19 protein-coding genes are annotated in these 19,024 nt (G+C 72.0%); 14 read left to right on the top strand and 5 right to left on the bottom strand.

The window, feature by feature from the left end; all coding sequences use genetic code 11:
* Positions 1-72 precede the first annotated feature (72 nt).
* Positions 73-552 (bottom strand): nucleoside deaminase, encoded by a 480-nt coding sequence (locus tag ACFXPK_RS25480; protein ID WP_385078960.1) that lies wholly within the window; start codon positions 550-552, stop codon positions 73-75.
* Positions 549-977: a PLD nuclease N-terminal domain-containing protein gene (locus ACFXPK_RS25475; protein WP_385001400.1), complete on the bottom strand. Its 429-nt coding sequence runs from the start codon at positions 975-977 to the stop codon at positions 549-551. The genes ACFXPK_RS25480 and ACFXPK_RS25475 overlap by 4 nt, the downstream gene beginning before the upstream one ends.
* Before the next feature lie 85 nt (positions 978-1,062).
* On the opposite strand from ACFXPK_RS25475, the gene ACFXPK_RS25470 reads away from it, so the two are divergent.
* Entirely contained in the window at positions 1,063-2,514 is a 1,452-nt protein-coding gene (locus ACFXPK_RS25470; RefSeq protein WP_385001388.1) for a menaquinone biosynthesis decarboxylase, read from the top strand.
* Entirely contained in the window at positions 2,511-3,413 is a 903-nt protein-coding gene (gene mqnP / locus ACFXPK_RS25465; RefSeq protein WP_385078932.1) for a menaquinone biosynthesis prenyltransferase MqnP, read from the top strand. The genes ACFXPK_RS25470 and mqnP overlap by 4 nt, the downstream gene beginning before the upstream one ends.
* A 39-nt stretch (positions 3,414-3,452) precedes the next feature.
* On the opposite strand, the gene ACFXPK_RS25460 is transcribed toward mqnP, so the two are convergent.
* On the bottom strand, positions 3,453-3,989 hold the full coding sequence (locus tag ACFXPK_RS25460; RefSeq protein ID WP_385078957.1) for a rhomboid family intramembrane serine protease: 537 nt from the start codon (positions 3,987-3,989) through the stop codon (positions 3,453-3,455).
* Between the two features lie 193 nt (positions 3,990-4,182).
* Between ACFXPK_RS25460 and ACFXPK_RS25455 the strand changes: the two genes are divergently transcribed.
* The 6 genes from ACFXPK_RS25455 (at position 4,183) to ACFXPK_RS25430 (ending at position 10,384) form a co-directional block, all read left to right on the top strand.
* A complete protein-coding gene (locus tag ACFXPK_RS25455) occupies positions 4,183-4,923 on the top strand; it encodes a UbiX family flavin prenyltransferase (RefSeq protein ID WP_385001382.1) in 741 nt (246 codons plus the stop codon).
* Positions 4,924-5,028: 105 nt separating this feature from the next.
* Entirely contained in the window at positions 5,029-5,481 is a 453-nt protein-coding gene (locus ACFXPK_RS25450; protein WP_384924618.1) for an Lrp/AsnC family transcriptional regulator, read from the top strand.
* Between the two features lie 104 nt (positions 5,482-5,585).
* The gene (gene mqnE, locus ACFXPK_RS25445) at positions 5,586-6,764 is read left to right on the top strand and encodes an aminofutalosine synthase MqnE (RefSeq protein WP_385001379.1); all 1,179 of its coding nucleotides are present in this window, start codon (positions 5,586-5,588) and stop codon (positions 6,762-6,764) included.
* 13 nt (positions 6,765-6,777) lie between these two features.
* Entirely contained in the window at positions 6,778-7,308 is a 531-nt protein-coding gene (locus ACFXPK_RS25440) for a GNAT family N-acetyltransferase (RefSeq protein ID WP_385001376.1), read from the top strand.
* 62 nt (positions 7,309-7,370) lie between these two features.
* A complete protein-coding gene (locus tag ACFXPK_RS25435; protein ID WP_385001373.1) occupies positions 7,371-7,667 on the top strand; it encodes a DUF4229 domain-containing protein in 297 nt (98 codons plus the stop codon).
* 590 nt (positions 7,668-8,257) lie between these two features.
* Positions 8,258-10,384 carry an AMP-dependent synthetase/ligase gene (locus ACFXPK_RS25430; RefSeq protein WP_385078954.1) on the top strand — a complete coding sequence of 709 codons (2,127 nt, stop codon included), beginning with the start codon at positions 8,258-8,260 and terminating at the stop codon, positions 10,382-10,384.
* A gap of 199 nt (positions 10,385-10,583) precedes the next feature.
* On the opposite strand, the gene ACFXPK_RS25425 is transcribed toward ACFXPK_RS25430, so the two are convergent.
* Entirely contained in the window at positions 10,584-10,787 is a 204-nt protein-coding gene (locus ACFXPK_RS25425; RefSeq protein ID WP_365814426.1) for a cold-shock protein, read from the bottom strand.
* Positions 10,788-11,288: 501 nt separating this feature from the next.
* Here ACFXPK_RS25425 and ACFXPK_RS25420 point away from each other — a divergent pair.
* From ACFXPK_RS25420 to ACFXPK_RS25405, 4 genes are all read left to right on the top strand, one after another.
* Positions 11,289-12,101 carry a menaquinone biosynthetic enzyme MqnA/MqnD family protein gene (locus ACFXPK_RS25420; RefSeq protein WP_385001391.1) on the top strand — a complete coding sequence of 271 codons (813 nt, stop codon included), beginning with the start codon at positions 11,289-11,291 and terminating at the stop codon, positions 12,099-12,101.
* Positions 12,102-12,198: 97 nt separating this feature from the next.
* Positions 12,199-14,118: a protein kinase gene (locus ACFXPK_RS25415; RefSeq protein WP_385078928.1), complete on the top strand. Its 1,920-nt coding sequence runs from the start codon at positions 12,199-12,201 to the stop codon at positions 14,116-14,118.
* A 103-nt stretch (positions 14,119-14,221) separates the two neighbouring features.
* Positions 14,222-15,421 (top strand): cyclic dehypoxanthinyl futalosine synthase, encoded by a 1,200-nt coding sequence (mqnC, locus tag ACFXPK_RS25410; RefSeq protein WP_385078925.1) that lies wholly within the window; start codon positions 14,222-14,224, stop codon positions 15,419-15,421.
* Positions 15,422-15,455: 34 nt separating this feature from the next.
* Positions 15,456-16,028 (top strand): hypothetical protein, encoded by a 573-nt coding sequence (locus ACFXPK_RS25405; protein WP_385078922.1) that lies wholly within the window; start codon positions 15,456-15,458, stop codon positions 16,026-16,028.
* A gap of 127 nt (positions 16,029-16,155) precedes the next feature.
* On the opposite strand, the gene ACFXPK_RS25400 is transcribed toward ACFXPK_RS25405, so the two are convergent.
* The gene (locus ACFXPK_RS25400; RefSeq protein ID WP_385078919.1) at positions 16,156-17,223 is read right to left on the bottom strand and encodes a chitinase; all 1,068 of its coding nucleotides are present in this window, start codon (positions 17,221-17,223) and stop codon (positions 16,156-16,158) included.
* Between the two features lie 310 nt (positions 17,224-17,533).
* Between ACFXPK_RS25400 and ACFXPK_RS25395 the strand changes: the two genes are divergently transcribed.
* A complete protein-coding gene (locus tag ACFXPK_RS25395; RefSeq protein ID WP_385078916.1) occupies positions 17,534-17,956 on the top strand; it encodes a hypothetical protein in 423 nt (140 codons plus the stop codon).
* A 4-nt stretch (positions 17,957-17,960) separates the two neighbouring features.
* A partial coding sequence (locus ACFXPK_RS25390; RefSeq protein WP_385078913.1) for a polysaccharide deacetylase family protein occupies positions 17,961-19,024 on the top strand: 1,064 nt, incomplete at its 3' end.

The following is a 19,024-nucleotide window of genomic DNA, read 5'->3' as shown; positions in this document are numbered from 1 at the left end:
GCCCCCCCCGCGCCCGCGCGCCCCCCCCCCCCCCCCCCGCCTCGTCATCTGTGCGGGCGGCCGGAACGCCGCTCAGCCCTCGCCGATGTCCTCGTGCCACAGTCCGGGGCTGCGCCCGATGAACTCCCGCATCAGCGCCACGCACTCCGCCGCGTCGAGTAGCACGATCTCCACGCCGTGCTCCGCGAGCCAGTCATGGCCGCCGTGGAAGGTCCGCGCCTCCCCGATCACCACCCGGGAGATCCCGAACTGCCGTACCAGCCCGCTGCAGTACCAGCACGGCGAGAGCGTCGTCACCATCGTCGTGCCCCGGTACGAGCGCTGCCGCCCCGCGGCCCGGAAGGCGGCCGTCTCCGCGTGCAGGGACGGATCCCCGTCCTGTACGCGCCGGTTGTGGCCCCGGCCGAGCAGCGTCCCGTCCGCGCCGTACAGCGCCGCGCCGATCGGGATACCGCCCTCGGCCAGCCCGGCCCGCGCCTCCTCGACGGCGGTCGCCAGCCACGCCCGTGCCCGCGCCTCGTCGGCGCCGTCGGCCCCGTACACGGCCGTCAGGGCTTCGGCGGGGTGTCGTCCGCGCTGCCGCCGCCCTTCTCGCGGCGCTCGATCTCCTCCTCGCGGCGGCGCAGATCGGCCTCCCACCGCTGGAGGTGCGCGGAGTCGTCGTCCTCGGCGGCCCCGGCCTTGTCCCGGGACCCGTCGGTCCCATCGGTCCCGTCCGTGGCCTTGCGGTCCTTGAGGGACTTCAGGAAGTCGGGGTTGTCGTCAGGGGCCACCCAGCCGCCGCCGCGCGGCGCCGTCCTGCGCTCCCGTCCCACGATGAGCCAGGCCACCGAACCGACCAGCGGGAAGAGCAGCACCAGGATCGCCCAGATCGGCTTCGGGAGGTACTTGACCTCCTGCTCCTCGGTGGTGATGCAGTCGATGAACGCGTAGATGCTGAGAGCCAGCGGCACCAGAATCATCAGCACCCGAAGCATGGCGCTCCCCCTGCTCGTGGAGTTCGAGACCGGATCGCGGCCCCCGTGACAGGTCCAGCGTACCGAGTAGCCGATACTGGACGGCATGGCTTACGACGATCTTCGCTCGCTCCTCCGGGCGCTGGAGCGCGACGGCGACCTCAAGCGCATCAAGGCCGAAGTCGACCCGTACCTGGAAGTCGGGGAGATCGTCGACCGGGTGAACAAGGCCGGCGGTCCCGCGCTGCTCTTCGAGAACGTGCGCGGCTCCTCGATGCCGCTGGCGATGAACGTGTACGGGACGGACCGCCGGCTCCTCAAGGCGCTCGGGCTGAAGTCCTACAGCGACATCAGCGACAAGATCGGCGGCCTGCTCAAGCCCGAGCTGCCGCAGGGCTTCATCGGGGTGCGCGAGGCGTTCGGGAAGCTCGGCGCGATGGCCCACGTACCGCCGAAGAAGATCAAGGACGCGCCGGTCCAGGAAATCGTTCTCACGGGTGACGACGTCGACCTCGACCAGTTGCCCGCGCTCTTCACCTGGCCCCAGGACGGCGGCTCCTTCTTCAACCTCGGGCTGACGCACACCAAGCACCCGGAGACCGGGGTCCGCAACCTCGGGCTCTACCGGCTCCAGCGCCACGACCGGCGCACCATCGGGATGCACTGGCAGATCCACAAGGACAGCCGCAACCACTACCAGGTGGCGGCCAAGCGCGGGGAGCGGCTGCCGGTCGCCATCGCGTTCGGGTGCCCGCCCGCCGTCACGTACGCCTCCACCGCGCCGCTCCCCGGCGACATCGACGAGTACCTGTTCGCGGGGTTCGTGCAGGGCCGGCGGATCGAGATGGTCGACTGCAAGACCGTGCCGCTCCAGGTCCCGGCCAACGCCGAGGTCGTCATCGAGGGGTGGCTGGAGCCGGGGAAGACGCTGCCGGAGGGCCCGTTCGGGGACCACACCGGCTTCTACACCCCGCAGGAGGAGTTCCCCGCGCTCACCATCGACTGTGTGACGATGCGGAAGAGGCCGCTGCTCCAGTCGATCGTGGTCGGCCGGCCGCCGACGGAGGACGGGCCGCTGGGGCGGGCGACGGAACGGTTCTTCCTGCCGCTGCTGAAGATCATCGTGCCGGACATCGTGGACTACCACCTCCCGGAGTCGGGCGGGTTCCACAACTGTGCGATCGTTTCGATCGACAAGAAGTACCCCAAACACGCGCAGAAGGTGATGCACGCCATCTGGGGCGCGCACATGATGTCGCTGACCAAGCTGATCGTGGTCGTGGACGCGGACTGCGATGTGCACGATCTGCACGAGGTGTCCTGGCGGGCGCTGGGCAACACCGACTACGCGCGCGACCTCACCGTCGTCGAGGGCCCGGTCGACCATCTCGACCACGCGTCGTACCAGCAGTTCTGGGGCGGCAAGGCGGGGATCGACGCGACGCGCAAGCTTCCCGAGGAGGGGTACACGCGGGACGGCGGCTGGCCCGAGATGGTCGAGTCCGACCCGCAGACGGCGGCGAAAGTCGACCGCCGGTGGAGGGAGTACGGGCTGTGACCAGCGCAGCGGCGGCAGTACCGCAGCCGGGCCGGACGAAGGCGTTTCTGCGCCTCGTGATGATCGAGCACTCGGTCTTCGCGCTGCCTTTCGCCTACATCGCCGCACTGACCGCGATGTTCCAGCTCGACCGGAACGTGCACTGGGGCCGGCTGCTGCTGGTCACGGTCGCGATGGTCGGGCTCCGTACGTTCGCGATGGCGTGCAACCGGATCATCGACCGCGAGATCGACGCCCGCAATCCCCGCACGGCGGGGCGCGAACTGGTGACCGGCGCGGTCTCCGTCCGGTCCGCGTGGACGGGCGCGCTGATCGCCGTCGTCGTCTTCCTCGGGGCGGCGGCGGCGCTCAACCCGCTCTGTCTCGCGCTCGCGCCGATCGCCGTGATCCCGATGGTGGTCTATCCGTACGGGAAGCGGTTCACGCACTACCCGCACGCCATCCTCGGTCTCGCCCAGGCGATCGGCCCCGTCGGCGCCTGGCTCGCCGTCACCGGGTCCTGGTCGTGGGACGCGGTCATCCTGGGCCTCGCGGTGGGGATCTGGATCGGCGGCTTCGACCTGATCTTCGCCTGCCAGGACGTGCAGGCGGACCGGGCGCACGGAGTGCTCTCCGTACCGGCGCGGTTCGGGATCCCGGGGGCGCTGTACGGGGCGCGCGTGTGCCACGCCGTGACGACGGCGCTGCTGGTCTGGTACGCGCTGGCCACCGGCGCCGGGGCGTTCTTCTGGGCCGGGCTGGTGATCGTCGTGGGCGCGTTCCTCTACGAGCACACCATCGTGCGGCCCCATGACCTGTCGCGGCTGAACCGGGCGTTCTTCTCGGTGAACGGGTTCATCGGGATCGCCCTGTTCGTCTGCGCGCTGCTGGACCTGCTGGTGCGGGGCCTCACGCTCTGAGGCGAGCGGCCCGCGGGCGCACGGCCCGCGGGCACGCGCTCAGCCTATGAGTTCGTTCGCCGGCGGCCTCCTGCGGAACATGAAGGCGGCCATGACCCCGCCGATCAGCCCGAAGAGATGGCCCTGCCAGCTCACCGCCGGGTTGGTCGGCAGGACGCCCCAGAGCGTCGAGCCGTACACCGCGAGCACCAGCAGACCGGTCACCATGTCCACCGCGCTGCGGTCCACGAAGCCGCGGACCAGCAGATAGCCGAGCAGTCCGAAGACGACGCCGGAGGCGCCCGCCGTGACCGAGTGGTCGGCGGCGGTGAGCCAGACACCGAGTCCGCCGACGACCATGATCGTCAGGACGACGGCGGCGAACCGCCGCAGCCCGTTGAGCGCGGCGAGGAAGCCGAGGACCAGCAGCGGCACGGTGTTGGACGCGAGATGGTCGAAGCCGTGGTGCAGGAACGCCATCGGGATGACGTCGCGCAGCTCACCGATCTCGCGCGGGCTCAGCCCGTACGTGCTCAGCGAGCCCGTGGCGCCGTTGACCGCCTCCAGGACCCAGAGCAGCGCGACCCACCCGAGCATCAGCGCGGCGGCGCCCTTCACGCGGTCGGCGCGGGTACGCGGGGTCGAGGCGGTCGAGGCGGTCGGTCCGACGGGTGAGTACGGCATCGCAGGCCCCCTGTGGTCCACGGTGGTCCATGTGCTCCCTTCTGCGGAGAACGTCCGGGACCCGGCCGTCGGTTCCTGACCGGGGCCGCCGGATAGGCTCGGAGCCGTGAAACCCGGATCGAACGCAGACCACCACAGCCCGCCCGCGCCCAGGCGGCCCTGGATCGTCGGGGTCTCCGGCGCGTCCGGGACGCCGTACGCCGCGGCCGTGCTGCGCGGGCTGCTGGCGGCCGGCGAGAGCGTCGACCTCGTCGTCAGCAGGGCGTCCCGGCTGACGCTGCTCGACGAGACGGGCATCGCCTTCCGGGACGCGCACTGGCGGGAGGACCTGGCCGCCTGGCTGGCGCGCGGCGCCGACGGCAAGCCGGGGACCTTCACGGGCGGGCGGGCGTCCGGCCTCTCGGACGTACGGCACTGGGCCGCCGGGGACCTGGCGGCCGGGCCGTCCTCCGGCTCGTACCCCTCGAAGGGGATGCTGATCGTGCCCGCCTCGACGGCGTGCGTGGCCGGGGTGGCGCTCGGGCTCTCGAAGGACCTGCTCCAGCGGACGGCGAGCGTCACGCTGAAGGAGCGCAGGAAGCTGGTCGTCGCCGTACGGGAGACGCCGCTGAACGGACAGACGCTGGAGCACCTGGTGACGCTGGACCGGGCGGGCGCCGTGGTGCTGCCCGCCTCACCGGCGTTCTACGCGGGGGCGACGCACATCCAGGACCTGGTCGACTTCGTCGCCGGGCGGGTGCTGGACGCGGCAGGGGTGGAGCACGGGCTGTACCGGCGCTGGGAGGGAGAGCTGGGGGGCTCTCGTGAGCGGGGCGGCGGACCGGACGACGGGCTGCGCCACGGCTGATCATTCTTCTGATCATTTGGCAAATTCGCAGGACTTCGCCTCTTCGTGCCTTAGATTCTCTCTATATCTTTGCGGGATCGCTGAATAATGGAAGGTTTCAGGCATATGGACGCCGTGGACAGGCAGCTCATCCAGGCCCTCAGGGAGAACGGCAGAGCCTCGTACGCGGAGCTGGGCCGCCTCGTCGGGCTCTCCGGCCCCAGCGTCACCGACCGCATCAACCGTCTCGAAGCGGCGGGCGTCATCATCGGCTACCGCGCCACCGTCGACTCCGCCTCGCTCGGCCTCGGGGTCACCGCGCTGATCGGGATCTCGCTCTCCGACGCCGCCGACCACGAGGACGTGGCGCGCCGGATGCGCGACCTCGGCGAGATCGAGGACTGCTGGTTCATCGCGGGCGACGACTCGTACATGCTCAAGGTGCGCGCGAGCGACGTCGACGGCCTGGAGAAGACGATCGGGCGGCTGAGCGGCACCAAGGGCGTCTCCCGGACCCGTACGACCATCGTGCTCTCCACGAAGTGGGAGAACCGGGTGGGCGAACTCCCCGAGGACTGACCGTGGCGCCGACCGGGGGACCGACCGAGGGCCGCCTCGGGGACTGTCGGTCGGAGGGCGTAGGCTCGACAGGCCCGATTGGTAGACGTATGGGAGGCGGCCTGATGACTGCGTCTGTGCAGGATGTGGGTTTCAAGCGCGAGCTGGAAGCCAAGGTCCTGGCCGGTGAGCGGCTGACGCGCGAGGACGGCATCGCCCTGTACGAGTCGGACGACCTCGCCTGGCTCGGCGGTCTCGCCCACGAGGTGCGGACCCGTAAGAACGGCGACGTGGTCCACTTCAACGTCAACCGGCACCTCAACATGACGAACGTGTGCACCGCGTCGTGCGCGTACTGCTCGTTCCAGCGCAAGCCGGGCGAGAAGGACGCGTACACGATGCGCATCGAGGAGGCCGTCCGTCTCGCCAAGGCGATGGAGGGCGAGAACCTCACCGAGCTGCACATCGTCAACGGCCTCCACCCGACGCTGCCGTGGCGGTACTACCCGCGCTCGCTCAGCGCGCTGAAGGAGGCCCTGCCCCAGGTCTCCCTCAAGGCGTTCACCGCCACCGAGATCCACCACTTCGAGACGATCTCCGGGCTCTCCGCCTCCGAGATCCTCGACGAGCTGATCGACGCCGGCCTGGAGTCGCTGACCGGCGGCGGCGCCGAGATCTTCGACTGGGAGGTCCGGCAGCACATCGTCGACCACGCCACCCACTGGGAGGACTGGTCGCGCATCCACCGCCTCGCGCACGAGAAGGGGCTCAAGACCCCCTGCACGATGCTGTACGGACACGTCGAGGAGCCCCGGCACCGGGTGGACCACGTCCTGCGGCTGCGCGAACTCCAGGACGAGACCGGCGGCTTCCAGGTCTTCATCCCGCTGCGCTACCAGCACGACTTCGTGGACATGAAGGACGGCAAGGTCCGCAACCGCCTCCAGGCGCGGACGTCGATGGCGACCGGCGCCGAGGCGCTGAAGACCTTCGCGGTCTCCCGGCTGCTCTTCGACAACGTCCCCCACGTCAAGGTCTTCTGGGTGATGCACGGCGTGCAGACGGCGCAGCTCGCCCTCCAGCACGGCGCGGACGACATGGACGGCTCGGTCGTCGAGTACAAGATCACGCACGACGCGGACAACTACGGCACGCCCAACAAGCTCGGCCGTGAGGATCTGCTCGACCTCATCCGCGACGCGGGCTTCCGCCCCGTCGAGCGGAACACCCGCTACGAGATCATCCGCGAGTACCCGGGCCCGGACCAGGACCGCCGCGAGACCCCGCAGGCGATGCGGGTCTGAGACGGGGTTTCCGATGGCGCTCACGTTCGAGCTGGATCCGGCGGTGGACCGCGCCCTGCGCGACGGGGTCCTCGCCCTGTGGACGGACGTCTCCAACGCCGGCGGCGCGGTGGGATTCGTCCCGCCGGTGACGGCCGAGGACATCCGTCCCGAGCTGGTCAAGCACTTCGCGGCGATGGCCGAGGGCCGCACCCGGCTGCTGGTCGGGTACGACGAGGAGGGCGCCGTCGCCGCGGTGGCCTTCCTCACCCTCAACACCCACCGGCTGATGCGCCACTGGCTCTGGCTCTACACGGTGATGGTCCACCCCCGGCACCAGGGCCGGGGGTACGGCCGCGACCTCATGGCGGCGGCGGCCGACGCGGCGCGCTCCGTCGGGGGCATCGAGTCGATACGGCTCACCTGCCGGGGCGGCACCGGCGCGGACGCGTTCTACGCGGCCTGCGGCTACAAGGAGGTCGGCCGGGTGCCGGACGCGATCAGGGTCGCCCCCGGCGACGACCGCGACGACATCACGATGCTGCTCCCGCTGGACCGGCGCTGAACGGTGCGTGCTTCACTGTCGGTACGCCTTTCGCCCATTTGGAAGAAGAGAGAAGGCCCGCTGTGACCGCTGTGAAGACAGGCGCCACCCTCCGGTACACCGCGATGCGCCTGGGCATCTTCGTCGCCAGCTTCGTCGTCGTCGCCGGACTGGTCCAGGTCGGCGTACTGCCCAAGGGGCTCGGCGACTCGAACTTCATCTGGGTGCTGCTGCTCGCCATCGTCATCTCCGCGCCGCTCAGCTTCATCCTGCTGCGCAAGCAGCGCGACGCCATGTCCGAGCAGATCGTGGGCAAGGTCGACACCGCGAAGGCCCGGCTGGAGGCCAACCGGGCGCAGGAGGACGGCGCCGTCCAGTGACGGCGTTCCCCCGTCACGACGTTCCCTAGGGTCCGAGGCCAGGGCCAGGGCCAGGGCCAGGCTCAGGGCCCCGCCTGGCGAAGATCCGCGCCACCTGTGTCCTCACGGTGGCCCCGCCGGGCGTCGGCGTCCGCGCCGGCCCGGCGTCGGACAGCCCCCGGCCGGGCGGCGTCGGGGCGTGGCGCACCGGACGCGAAACGTTCCCCAGGACGCCGGGTCATCGACGGCGCGCACACCCCTCCCGCACCCGACGCACCGTCAACAGCCGTGCGACTCCGGGTTTTTCGGTGAGGAACCGGCATGGTGCTGTGCCGGAGAAGTGCAGATGGCGGTCGGCCGTTGTCCCGACTCCCTGCGCGGTCGTACCGTGACGATCAGTAACGTCGCTGGAGGGGCAGGGGCCGGCGGACGCCCGCGTACGGCATCCCGCGGGCGCACGGCACCGGGCTCCGGGCGATCATCGTGGCGGGCGGCGGCCGGGGCGTGACCGCGATCCTCGAACGCGCCCGGCCCGCGCATCACCGGTAACGCCAGCACAGCAAGGCCGAACGAGGAGCACCCCCGTGTCCGACGCCCCGCCAGCCGATGTCCTGCCCGCCACCGCCGTACCCGTACCGCTGCCGGTACCGCTCTCCGTACCGCCGCTGGTCGAACCGGCGAAGGTGTGGGAGGACGGGGTGGTCAGAGAGGTCTCCGTACCGCCGCTCGCGCGGCCCGTACGGCGTGGCTCGCTCGCCGGCATCCCCTTCGACAACGCGCGTGAGGCGCCCGACGCGGTCGTCATCAGCCGCAAGCGGGCCGGGGCGGCACCGGCGCGCGGCAGGAACGGCGGCGCCGCCCTGTGGCAGGACGTCACGGCCGCCGCCTTCGCCGCCGAGGTGCTGGCCGTCGCCAAGGGGCTGATCGCGGAGGGACTGCTCCCCGGCGACCGGCTCGCGATCATGTCCCGTACGACCTACGAGTGGACGCTCCTGGACTTCGCCGCCTGGGCCGCCGGGCTGGTCACCGTCCCCATCTACCCGACCTCCTCGGCCTTCCAGGTCCGCTGGATCCTCCAGGACTCCGGCGCCGTGGCCTGTGTCGTCGAGGACGGGATACAGGCGCGGCTGATCCGTCAGGAGGGGGACCGGTTGCCCGGACTCACCCGGCTGTGGACGGTGGAGAAGGGCGCCGTGGACACCCTGTGCGCGGCGGGCCGGGACATCCCGGACGAGGAGGTCACCGTACGGCGCGCGGCCCTCGGCCCCGGCTCCGTCGCGACCGTCAGCTACACCTCGGGGACCACGGGGCGCCCCAAGGGCTGCGTCCTCACGCACGGCAACTTCTTCGCCGAGGTGGACAACGCGATCGAGCTGCTGCACCCGGTCTTCAAGGCGCCGGGCCAGGAGCGGTACGCCCCGGCCACCCCGTCGGACGGGCCGCTCCCGCCGGACGGGATCGCCTCCGTCACCCCGCTGAACCCGTCCACCCCGTCCGACACGTCCGGCACGCTGTCCACCCTGCTCTTCCTGCCGCTCTCCCATGTCTTCGGCCGGATGGTCGCGATCGCCTGTCTGCGCGCCCGGGTCCGGCTGGGCCACGCGCCCTCCATCAGGACCGAGGACCTGCTCGCCGACCTGGCGGGGTTCCGGCCGACGTTCCTGCTGGCCATCCCGTACGTCCTGGAGAAGGTCTACAACACGGGCCGCGCCACGGCGGAGCGTAAGGGCCGCGGCGCCTCCTTCGACCGCGCCGCGCGGATCGCCCAGGCGTACGGCGCGGCGGTCGAGGCGGCAGGACACGGCGAGGGGCCCGGCCCCTCGTTCGGGCTGCGGGCCCTGCGCGCGCTGTACGAACCGCTGGTCTACCGGCGGATCCGGGCCGCCCTGGGCGGCCGGGTGAAGTACGTGATCTGCGGCGGCTCCCCGCTCGGGCGCAGGCTCGCCGCGTTCTACTCGGGCGCCGGGGTGGTGACCTTCGAGGGGTACGGGCTGACCGAGACCACGGCGGCGGGGACCGTCACCCCGCCGCTCCGGCCCCGGCTGGGCACGGTCGGCTGGCCGATGCCCGGCACCTCCGTACGGATCGCGGACGACGGGGAGGTGCTGCTGCGCGGCGCCCATCTCTTCGCGGGCTACTGGGACGCGGAGCGCGGCGAGGCCGTACGGACCCTGGAGCCGGACCCGGAGGCGGGCACGGACCGGGAGGCGGGCACGGACCGGGAGAGGGGCGTGGCGGCAGGTCCGGGCGCGGCGGACGGCTGGTTCGCCACCGGGGATCTGGGGGCGCTGGACGCGAGCGGCTATCTGACGATCACCGGGCGCAAGAAGGACGTCATCATCACCTCCAGCGGCAAGAACATCGTCCCGGCGCCGCTGGAGGACTGGCTGCGCGCCCACCCGCTGGTCAGCCAGTGTCTGGTGGTCGGCGACAACCGCCCCTACGCGGTCGCCCTGATCACGCTGGAGCCGGAGGGCCTGGCGCACTGGCGGCTGATGCGGGGCAAGCAGGGCGCGCCGCTCGCCGCCCTCGTCCATGACCAGGAGCTGCGCGCCGCGCTCCAGCGGGCGATCGACGAGGCGAACCGCCTGGTCTCCCGCGCGGAGTCCATCCGCCGCTTCCGCGTCCTCGACGTGGACTTCACGGAGGCGGCGGGCCATCTCACGCCCACCCTGAAACTGCGGCGGGCGGCGATCGCCGAGGACTTCGCGGCGGAGATAGCCGAGCTGTACACGTAAGCCGAGCTGTACACGTAAAGCACCCGGAAGGGTTGTATACGGCGAACAGATGTTCTTTCCGGGCCTTCTGGGAATTCTGTGGGGCGGGCGGGGCAGGCGGGGGGTAAAGGCAGGAGCCCCGCCTTCCCCCACCCGAGTGGGAGAAGCAGGGCTCCTTGGGTACTGCGTGTAAGACGTCCGCGATCGCCGGACCTGGCAACTAGGCCGGGGTGACGTTCTCCGCCTGCGGGCCCTTCGGACCCTGAGTGACGTCGAAGGTCACTACCTGGTTCTCCTCAAGGGCACGGAAGCCGCTTGCGTTGATCGCGGAATAGTGGACGAAGACATCCGGGCCGCCGCCGTCCTGGGCGATGAAGCCGAAGCCCTTTTCAGCGTTGAACCACTTGACGGTTCCGGTAGCCATAAGCCCTCCTTGGGCCAAAGGGTTGCCCTGCTCCAGAACCTGCAAAGAAGTCTGAAAACTACAAAAGCCTGCGGGTCACATGCTCCGCAGGCTCTGTACTGCAAGGGAAACCAAACTGCAACTTGCGGCGAGCCTAGCACGCACCGTGTGCGCAGCGGTAGAGGGAAAGATCACTTCACCCGGACGTTTGTATAAGGGCCCCACGTGCTGACGAATCGGGGCCGCCAAGGGGCCTCCGAGGGGTGGTCAAGGGGCCTCCGAGGGGTGGCCGGCCGGGCGACACCGGCCCCGCTCTCCGCCCCCGGAGCACTTCCCCGTACGGCACGGGTCTAGCCTCACGCTGTGGACAGTCCAGAGGAAAAGTCAGCGGCAGAAGCGACAGCGGAGACACGGGAGGCGGCAGCGGCGGCGGGTGCGCCCGGCCCCGCCGGGGGCGACGGCGGCGGCCACGGCGGAGCCGGCGGCCACGGCGGACGCGGCACCCGGCCGCGCGTCGGCCATATCCAGTTCCTGAACTGCCTGCCGCTCTATTGGGGGCTCGCCAGGACCGGATCCCTTCTTGATCTGGAACTGACGAAGGACACTCCGGAGAAGCTCAGTGAACGGCTGGTGCGCGGGGAGCTGGATATCGCCCCGGTCACCCTCGTCGAATTCCTCCGCAACGCCGACGATCTCGTCGCCTTCCCCGATCTCGCGGTCGGCTGCGACGGCTCCGTCATGTCGTGCGTGATCGTCTCGCAGGTGCCGCTCGACCAGCTCGACGGCGCCCGTGTCGCCCTCGGCTCCACGTCCCGCACCTCGGTACGGCTGGCCCAGCTCCTGCTGAGCGAGCAGTACGGCGTACGCCCCGACTACTACACCTGCCCGCCGGACCTCGGTCTGATGATGCGGGAGGCCGACGCGGCCGTCCTCATCGGGGACGCGGCCCTGCGCGCCTCGCTCCACGACGCGCCCCGGCTCGGGCTCCAGGTCCACGACCTGGGGCAGATGTGGAAGGACTGGACCGGGCTGCCGTTCGTCTTCGCGGTCTGGGCGGCGCGCAAGGAGTATCTGGCGCGCGAGCCGGAGCTGGTACGGGAGGTCCACCGGACGTTCCTCGCCTCCCGGGACCTCTCCCTGGTCGAGGTGGCGACGGTCGCCAAGCACGCCGCGCGCTGGGAGACCTTCGACGCGGAACTGCTGGAGCGGTACTTCACGACGCTCGACTTCCGCTTCGGCCCCGACCAGCTCGCCGGGGTGGCGGAGTTCGCGCGCCGGACGGGACCGACGACCGGGTTCCCCGCCGATGTGCATGTGGAACTGCTGACCGCCTGACTCCTAGGGTGCTTCCCACGGGGACCCTGACTCCTAAGGTGCTTCCCACAGGGACGAAGGGCACGCCGTGAGGCACGCCTTCGACAGGGGGGACGGCATGCAGCCGCTCGACAGAGGCGATCCGCCGGCCATCGGCCCGTACCGGCTGCTCGGGCGGCTGGGCGCCGGGGGGATGGGCCGCGTCTATCTCGGGCGCTCGGCGGGCGGCCGTACGGTCGCGGTCAAGGCCGTCCACCCGCGCTACGCGGCGGACGAGGAGTTCCGGGCCCGGTTCCGGCGCGAGGTGGACGCGGCCCGGCGGGTCGGCACCGGCCCCGGCGGGCCGCGCTGGTCGGCGCCCGTGCTGGACGCGGACCCGGACGCGGACATCCCGTGGGTGGTCACGGGCTATGTGGCGGGCCCCTCGCTGACCCAGGCCGTCGCGGGCCACGGGCCGCTGCCCGAGAGCTCCGTACGCGCGCTGGGCGCCGGTCTCGCGGAGGCGCTGACGGCCGTCCACGCCCTGGGGCTGATCCACCGGGACGTCAAGCCGTCGAACGTCCTGCTCGCGCTGGACGGCCCCCGGCTGATCGACTTCGGCATCGCCCGCGCCACCGACGGCGGCACCGTCTCGCTCACCTCGACGGGCGTCTCGGTCGGCTCACCCGGCTACATGGCGCCCGAGCAGATACTCGGCCGGGCCGTCACCGGCGCGGCCGACGTGTTCTCGATGGGCGCGGTCCTCACGTACGCGACGACCGGCCGGAGCCCCTTCCCCGGGGACACCTCGGCCGCCGCGCTGCTCTACAAGGTGGTGCACGAGGAGCCCGATCTCGGCGCGCTGCGGGGCGAGTTGCGGGAGGTCGTCGAGAGCTGCCTGGCCAAGGACCCGGCGACGCGCCCCGCCCCCGCCGAGATCGGCCGGCTGCTCGCCGCCGACGGGGCGGGGGCGCTGGTGGCGGGCGGCTGGCTGCCGGGGCCGCTGGTCGAGGAGGTCAGCCGGGCGGTGGTGCGGCTGCTGGACCTGGAGACGGCGGGGTACGGCCCCGACGCGTCCGGGCACCCCGAACCCGGCCAGGCGGACGCGGGAAGCTCCGCCCCCGTACAGACCGGCCCGGCGCAGACCGGCCCGGTGCAGACGGGGCCGGTGCAGACGGGCCCGGTGCCCTTCAGCAGCGCCTCCGTCGGGGGTCCGCCCCTCACCGGCCCTTCCTCCGGCTCGTCCCCGGGCACCCCTCTCGGTACCCCTCCCAGCACCCCGCTCAGCACTCCTCTCGGCTCCTTCGGCCCGCCCGTCCCGCTGCCGATGCCGCACACACCGCCGCCGGCCTCCCCGCCCACCGTGGGCACCCCGGGCACCCCCGGCGGCCAGGACGCCCGGCGGACCTTCTCCGTCTCCGCCGATCTGCGCACGCACCCCGCCCCCGGGGACGGTTCCGGTACGGACGCCACCCACGCGCCCGGCGCCGCGCCCCGCCGCCCCGTGCGCCGGGTGAGCTGCACCGTCGCCCTCGCCGTGGCGGGCGTCCTCGCCGCGGTGACGGTCGGCGGCACCCTCCTCGTGGAGCAGCTCCGCGACACCTCGTCCGGCGGCGGGACCGGGGACGCCGCGGGCCGCCCGTCCCGGACCACCCCCGCCACCCGCGACCCCGCCGACGGGGCCACCGCCGGGGTGCCCGAGTTCTTCGTCGGCACCTGGAGCGGGCCGGTCACCGAGCGCAGCGGACTGCCGCACGGCACCCTCACCGCCGTGTTCGTCAAGGGCACGCAGGGCGAGGACATCGTCCGTACGACGACCCGGATCACCGTGCTCGGCAAGACCGTGGAGTGCTTCGGCGTCGGCAAGCTCGTCTCCGCCACCGCCGAGGTGCTGCGCGTCGAGGAGCGTACGGACGACTCCCGGCGGGGCACACAGTCCCTGTGCACCACGGGCGGTACCGCCGAGTTGACGTTCACGCGCACCTCCGGCACCACCGTGCGTTACGTGTCCGCCGAAGAGGGCGCGGGCACCCCGCAGGGGACCCTCACCAAGGAGTGAGCGGTGCGCGCCGACACCCGTCGGCCATGGCGCCCGCCGACCACCGTGGAGCCTGGCGTAGGCTGAATCGGTCGTGACACCCCCTTGGGAAGGACCCGCCCCGGTGACCGAGAAGGCCGACCTCACGTCCGTTCTGGCCCGTGCCGCCGCGGGTGGGCGCATCACCCCCGAGGAGGCCCTCGACCTCTACCGCTCGGCGCCGCTGCACGCGCTGGGCGCCGCGGCCGACGCCGTACGCCGCCGCCGGTACGCCGGTACGGAGCACATCGCGACGTACATCATCGAGCGGAACATCAACTACACCAACGTCTGCGTGACGGCCTGCAAGTTCTGCGCCTTCTACGCCGCGCCCAAGGACACCGCCAAGGGGTGGACCCGGGACCTCGACGACATCCTGCGCCGCTGCGCGGAGACCGTCGAACTGGGCGGTACGCAGATCATGTTCCAGGGCGGCCACCACCCGGACTACGGCGTCGAGTACTACGAGAAGCACTTCGCGGCGATCAAGCAGGCGTTCCCGCAGCTCGTCATCCACTCCCTCGGCGCCTCCGAGATCGAGCACATGGCCCGGATCTCCCAGGTCTCCGTCGAGGAGGCCATCCAGCGCATCCACACCGCCGGTCTCGACTCCTTCGCGGGCGCGGGCGCCGAACTCCTGCCCGCGCGGCCCCGCAAGGCGATCGCGCCGCTCAAGGAGTCCGGCGAGCGCTGGCTGGAGATCATGGAGGCCGCGCACGGGCTCGGTGTCGAGTCGACGTCCACGATGCTGATGGGTACGGGCGAGACCAACGCCGAGCGCATCGAGCACCTGCGGATGATCCGCGACGTACAGGACCGGACGGGCGGCTTCCGCGCGTTCATCCCGTACACCTACCAGCCCGAGAACAACCATCTGAAGGGCCGCACGCAGGCCACGCTCTTCGAGTACCTGCGGATGATCGCGATCGCCCGGCTCTTCCTCGACAACGTCGCCCACATCCAGGGCTCGTGGCTGACCACCGGCAAGGAGGTCGGCCAGCTCTCCCTGCACTACGGGGCCGACGACCTCGGGTCGATCATGCTGGAGGAGAACGTCGTCTCCTCGGCGGGCGCCAAGCACCGCTCCAACCGGATGGAGATCATCGATCTGATCCGCAAGGCGGGCCGCGTCCCGGCGCAGCGTGCCACGACGTACGAGCACCTGGTGGTGCACGACGACCCGGCGAACGACCCGGTCGACGAGCGCGTCGCCTCGCACATCTCGTCGACGGCGATCGAGGGCGGCACGGCCCACCCCGAGCTGAAGCTCATCGCCACCAACTGACCTGCCGTCGGACCGGGTTCTGTGAGGCGCTGAGGTGGAGACCCTGCACGTGGCCGACGTGCTCCGGTACACGTGGGACGAGAGCGACGCCGACGGCCGCGACGAGGCGGACGGCCACGACGACGCCGAGCGCCACGACGACGCCGAGCGCCACGACGACGCCGAGCGCCACAGCGGCGCCGAGCGCCACGGCGAGGCCGGCGCGCCGCTCACGGACGGCGCCGTGGTCGTCGGCCGGGACCGGATCGTCGCGGTCGGTACGTACGAGGAGCTGCGCGTACGGTTCCCCGCCGCGCGGGTACGGAGGTGGGCCGGCGCCCTCGGCCCCGGGCGGGTCCACGTGGGGCCGCTGCCCGACGCCCCGAGCCCGCGCGAGCGGATCCACGCCGTCCTGAAGCGGGGCGCGGTCGCGGTGCTCGACGCGGATGTCCGGGAGGATCCGGCGCTGCGCGCGGCCGCCGCGCGGGTGGGCGTCCTCGTCCTGCCGGCCGCCGGGCACCCCGCGATCACCGGGCCGGGCGCCCGCGCGGACCTCGCCGTGTTCGACGCGGACGGGCGCTGTCTCGCCACGGTGTGCGCGGGCCGGCTGGTGCACCGCCGCGCCTGACCCCGAATCCCGCCCACCGACGGCCGGCGCTTCGCCCTGGTCCACCCCGACGGCGTCACCCGTGACGTACTCGCCGTCGAGGTGCGCGACCGGCTGCCCAGCAGCCGCCGGTACTCGGGCAGCGGGATCAGCCCGCCAGCGCCTCGGCGTACGCCCCCGCCGTCTGCTCGACACCGCTGCACGCGTCGGACGCCGTGGCCGTCGACACCCCGTCCGCGCACGCCCGGTCCCGGAACGTCGCCCACATCGAGAGCGCCCCCACCCCCTCCTCCCGGGCGAAACGGCGCAGCCGCGCGGCGTCCGCGAGGGTGAAGGTCTCCCCGGCGACATCGTTGACGCCCGCCATCACCGTGATGTGGAGCGCCTGCCAGGCCCGCGCCGACGACAGCCCCAGCGTGGACGCGATCCGGCCATGGGCCGCGCGCGCCGCCCGCTCCGCGTAGGTGGCCATGTTCCCGGTGTACGAGGACCCGTAGTTCATCGCCATGACATTGACGGCGGAGAGCCGCACACCGCGCTCCGCCGCGTCGGAGAGCAGCGCGACACCGCTCTTCTCCAGCCCGTCGGGCATCACCGGCAAGGTGTACGTGACATCCAGCCCCCGCTCCTCCTGGAGCCGGACGATCGCCTTGTTCCGCAGGGCGACGGAGGCGCTGTCGGACAGCGCGTCACCCTCGATGTCGAAGTCGGCCCTGGTCGCACCGACCGCGTCGAGCACCTTCGTATAGGCGGCCACGAGAGCGTCGACGCCGTCGCAGCCGAGCGCCGGTTCGGTGCCCGCCGCACCGCCGAAGGAGACCCGGACGGCGGCCCCCGACGCCGTCAGCTCCGCGACCCGGGCCTTGACGGCCGCGCTGTCGTACGCCGCCGTACCGCCCCAGGTCGGGGTGCAGCTCCCGGCGCCGCCGGTGACGACGAAGGCCAGGTTGTACGTGTCGGGGGAGCCTGCCCCGTCGGTGGGGGCGGCGGTCGTGGCGCTGACGTACGGGGCGAAGGCCGTGGCCGGAGCGGCGGTACGGCCGGGCGGGGAGCCTCCGTTACGGTCGGCCCCGGCGTCGGCGGCCGTCCCCGTCGAGCAGGACGCGCAGGCCAGGGCGAGCGCGGCCAGTCCCGCGGCCCAGGCGGCCCGTGCACCTCGTGAACTCCGTGAACTCCGTGAACTCCGTGAACTCCGTGAACTCCGTGAACTCCGCATGGAGAAATACCCCCGCTCTCGTGTGGTCCCCGATGTGTTCCCGAAAGAGGACGTGTTCCCGGAAGAACGCGCCGGACGGCAGGAGCCTCCCATACGGAAATATGGTGACGGAGCCCACAGTTCGAGAGCGCCGATGGGGTGGACATCCGTAACCCCCCATTCCCAGCAGCGCGTTCATAAACCTCATCGGACTTCAGGATGATCGTCCGGTCGTATCCCTCTCAGCTCGCTGACAGGAAAAGAAAGAATTCATAGGAACGCGTCCTCGCAGGCACAGGTTTCGCACATAAAGGGTGGCCAATCTGCTCGCATGCATTCTGATCCCGCCCTTGAGGAACCCCAGGTCCGGCCGGCCCGGCCGGACCGGCGCCGTAAACGCGGTGCAGGCCGCCCCCAGGAGGGTCCCGTCTTCGTGGACGCCTCCGGGCGCCGGGCCCGCCTGCTGCGCCGCGCCGGGATGGCGCTGGGCGCCGTCACCCTCGGGTATGTCGCCGTTCTGGGGCTCGCGTTCATGGGCGGGATCTCGCTGAGCCCGTCGCAGATCCTGCCGTTCGACGGCGGACCGGCCGCCGCCGAGGGCGGCGCGGGGTACGGGCCGCCGGGCGGCGCCCCGCCGCCCGGGGCGGGCGAGGCCCCGCCCACGGCGCCACCCACGGCCCCGGTCTCCGCGGCCCCTTCGGCGTCCGCCTCGGCCTCGGCCCCGGTGTCCGCCGCCACCGGCAGCGACGGCTGAGCCGATGCCCCAGACCCCCACCGGCCCCACCCGCCCCACCGTGGCCAAGCGGCGGCACGCCACCCCCACCCGTATCGAGCGCGTCGGCCGCCAGGCGCTGCCCAAGCCCCGGGTGGTCTTCGCCGTGCTCCTCCTGGTCGGCCTCGTCAGCGTGCTGCTGCTCGACGGCTATCTGCGCTCCGAGGTCGGCGGCGACCAGCGGGTCCGCTCCGACGCGAGCAACAGCGAGGTCCCCGACAGCGTGGTCGACGGCGGCCCGATCCTGAGCTTCGAGGGCGGCCGGGCGCGTACGGAGTCCGTCGCGGAGAAGACCATCGTGCTGACCTTCGACGACGGACCGGACCCCGAGTACACCGAGAAGGTCCTCAAGATCCTGGACGACCAGGACGTGCCCGGCACGTTCTTCCTCATCGGCTCGATGATCTCGCGCTATCCGGGCGTGGTGAAGGACATGGTCGACCACGGGAACGAGGTCGGCGTCCACACCTTCACGCACGTCGATCTCTCGTACCAGAGCGCCGCCCGCGTGAAACGGGAGATCGCCCAGACCCAGCTCGCGCTGGCGGGCGCCGCGGGGATCACGACCACGCTGTTCCGGGCCCCGTACTCCTCGAAGAACGACGCGATCGACAACGAGAGCTGGCCGGTCTACCAGCGGCTCGGCGCGATGGGGTACACGAGCGTCTTCATCGACACCGACAGCGAGGACTGGCAGGAACCGGGCGTCGACAAGATCATCAAGTGGGCCACGCCGAAGGACGGCGACGGCGCGGCGGTGCTCTTCCACGACGCGGGCGGCGACCGTACGCAGACGCTGAAGGCGCTGCCCCGGTACATCGCGAAGATGAAGGCGAAGGGCTACACCTTCACGACGGTCAGCGGCGCCCGGCAGGCGGACCGGGCCGCGGACCGGCCGGCGGACGGCACGTCCGCCTCGTCCGGCGCGTCCGTCTCCGCCGCCTCGTCCGGTGCGTCCGCCTCGTCCGCCTCGTCCGAGGGCGCCGCCGACGGCGCCACGCCGCCGCAGGGGACCGCGGCCGGGCCGGGCGCCGCCGCGGCCCCCGGCTC

Origin of the sequence: Streptomyces sp. NPDC059142 (assembly GCF_042755665.1) — a bacterium.
Lineage (GTDB): Bacteria > Actinomycetota > Actinomycetes > Streptomycetales > Streptomycetaceae > Streptomyces.
Note: the sequence above shows the minus strand (reverse complement) of the source record. Positions and strands in the feature narration are given on the sequence as shown.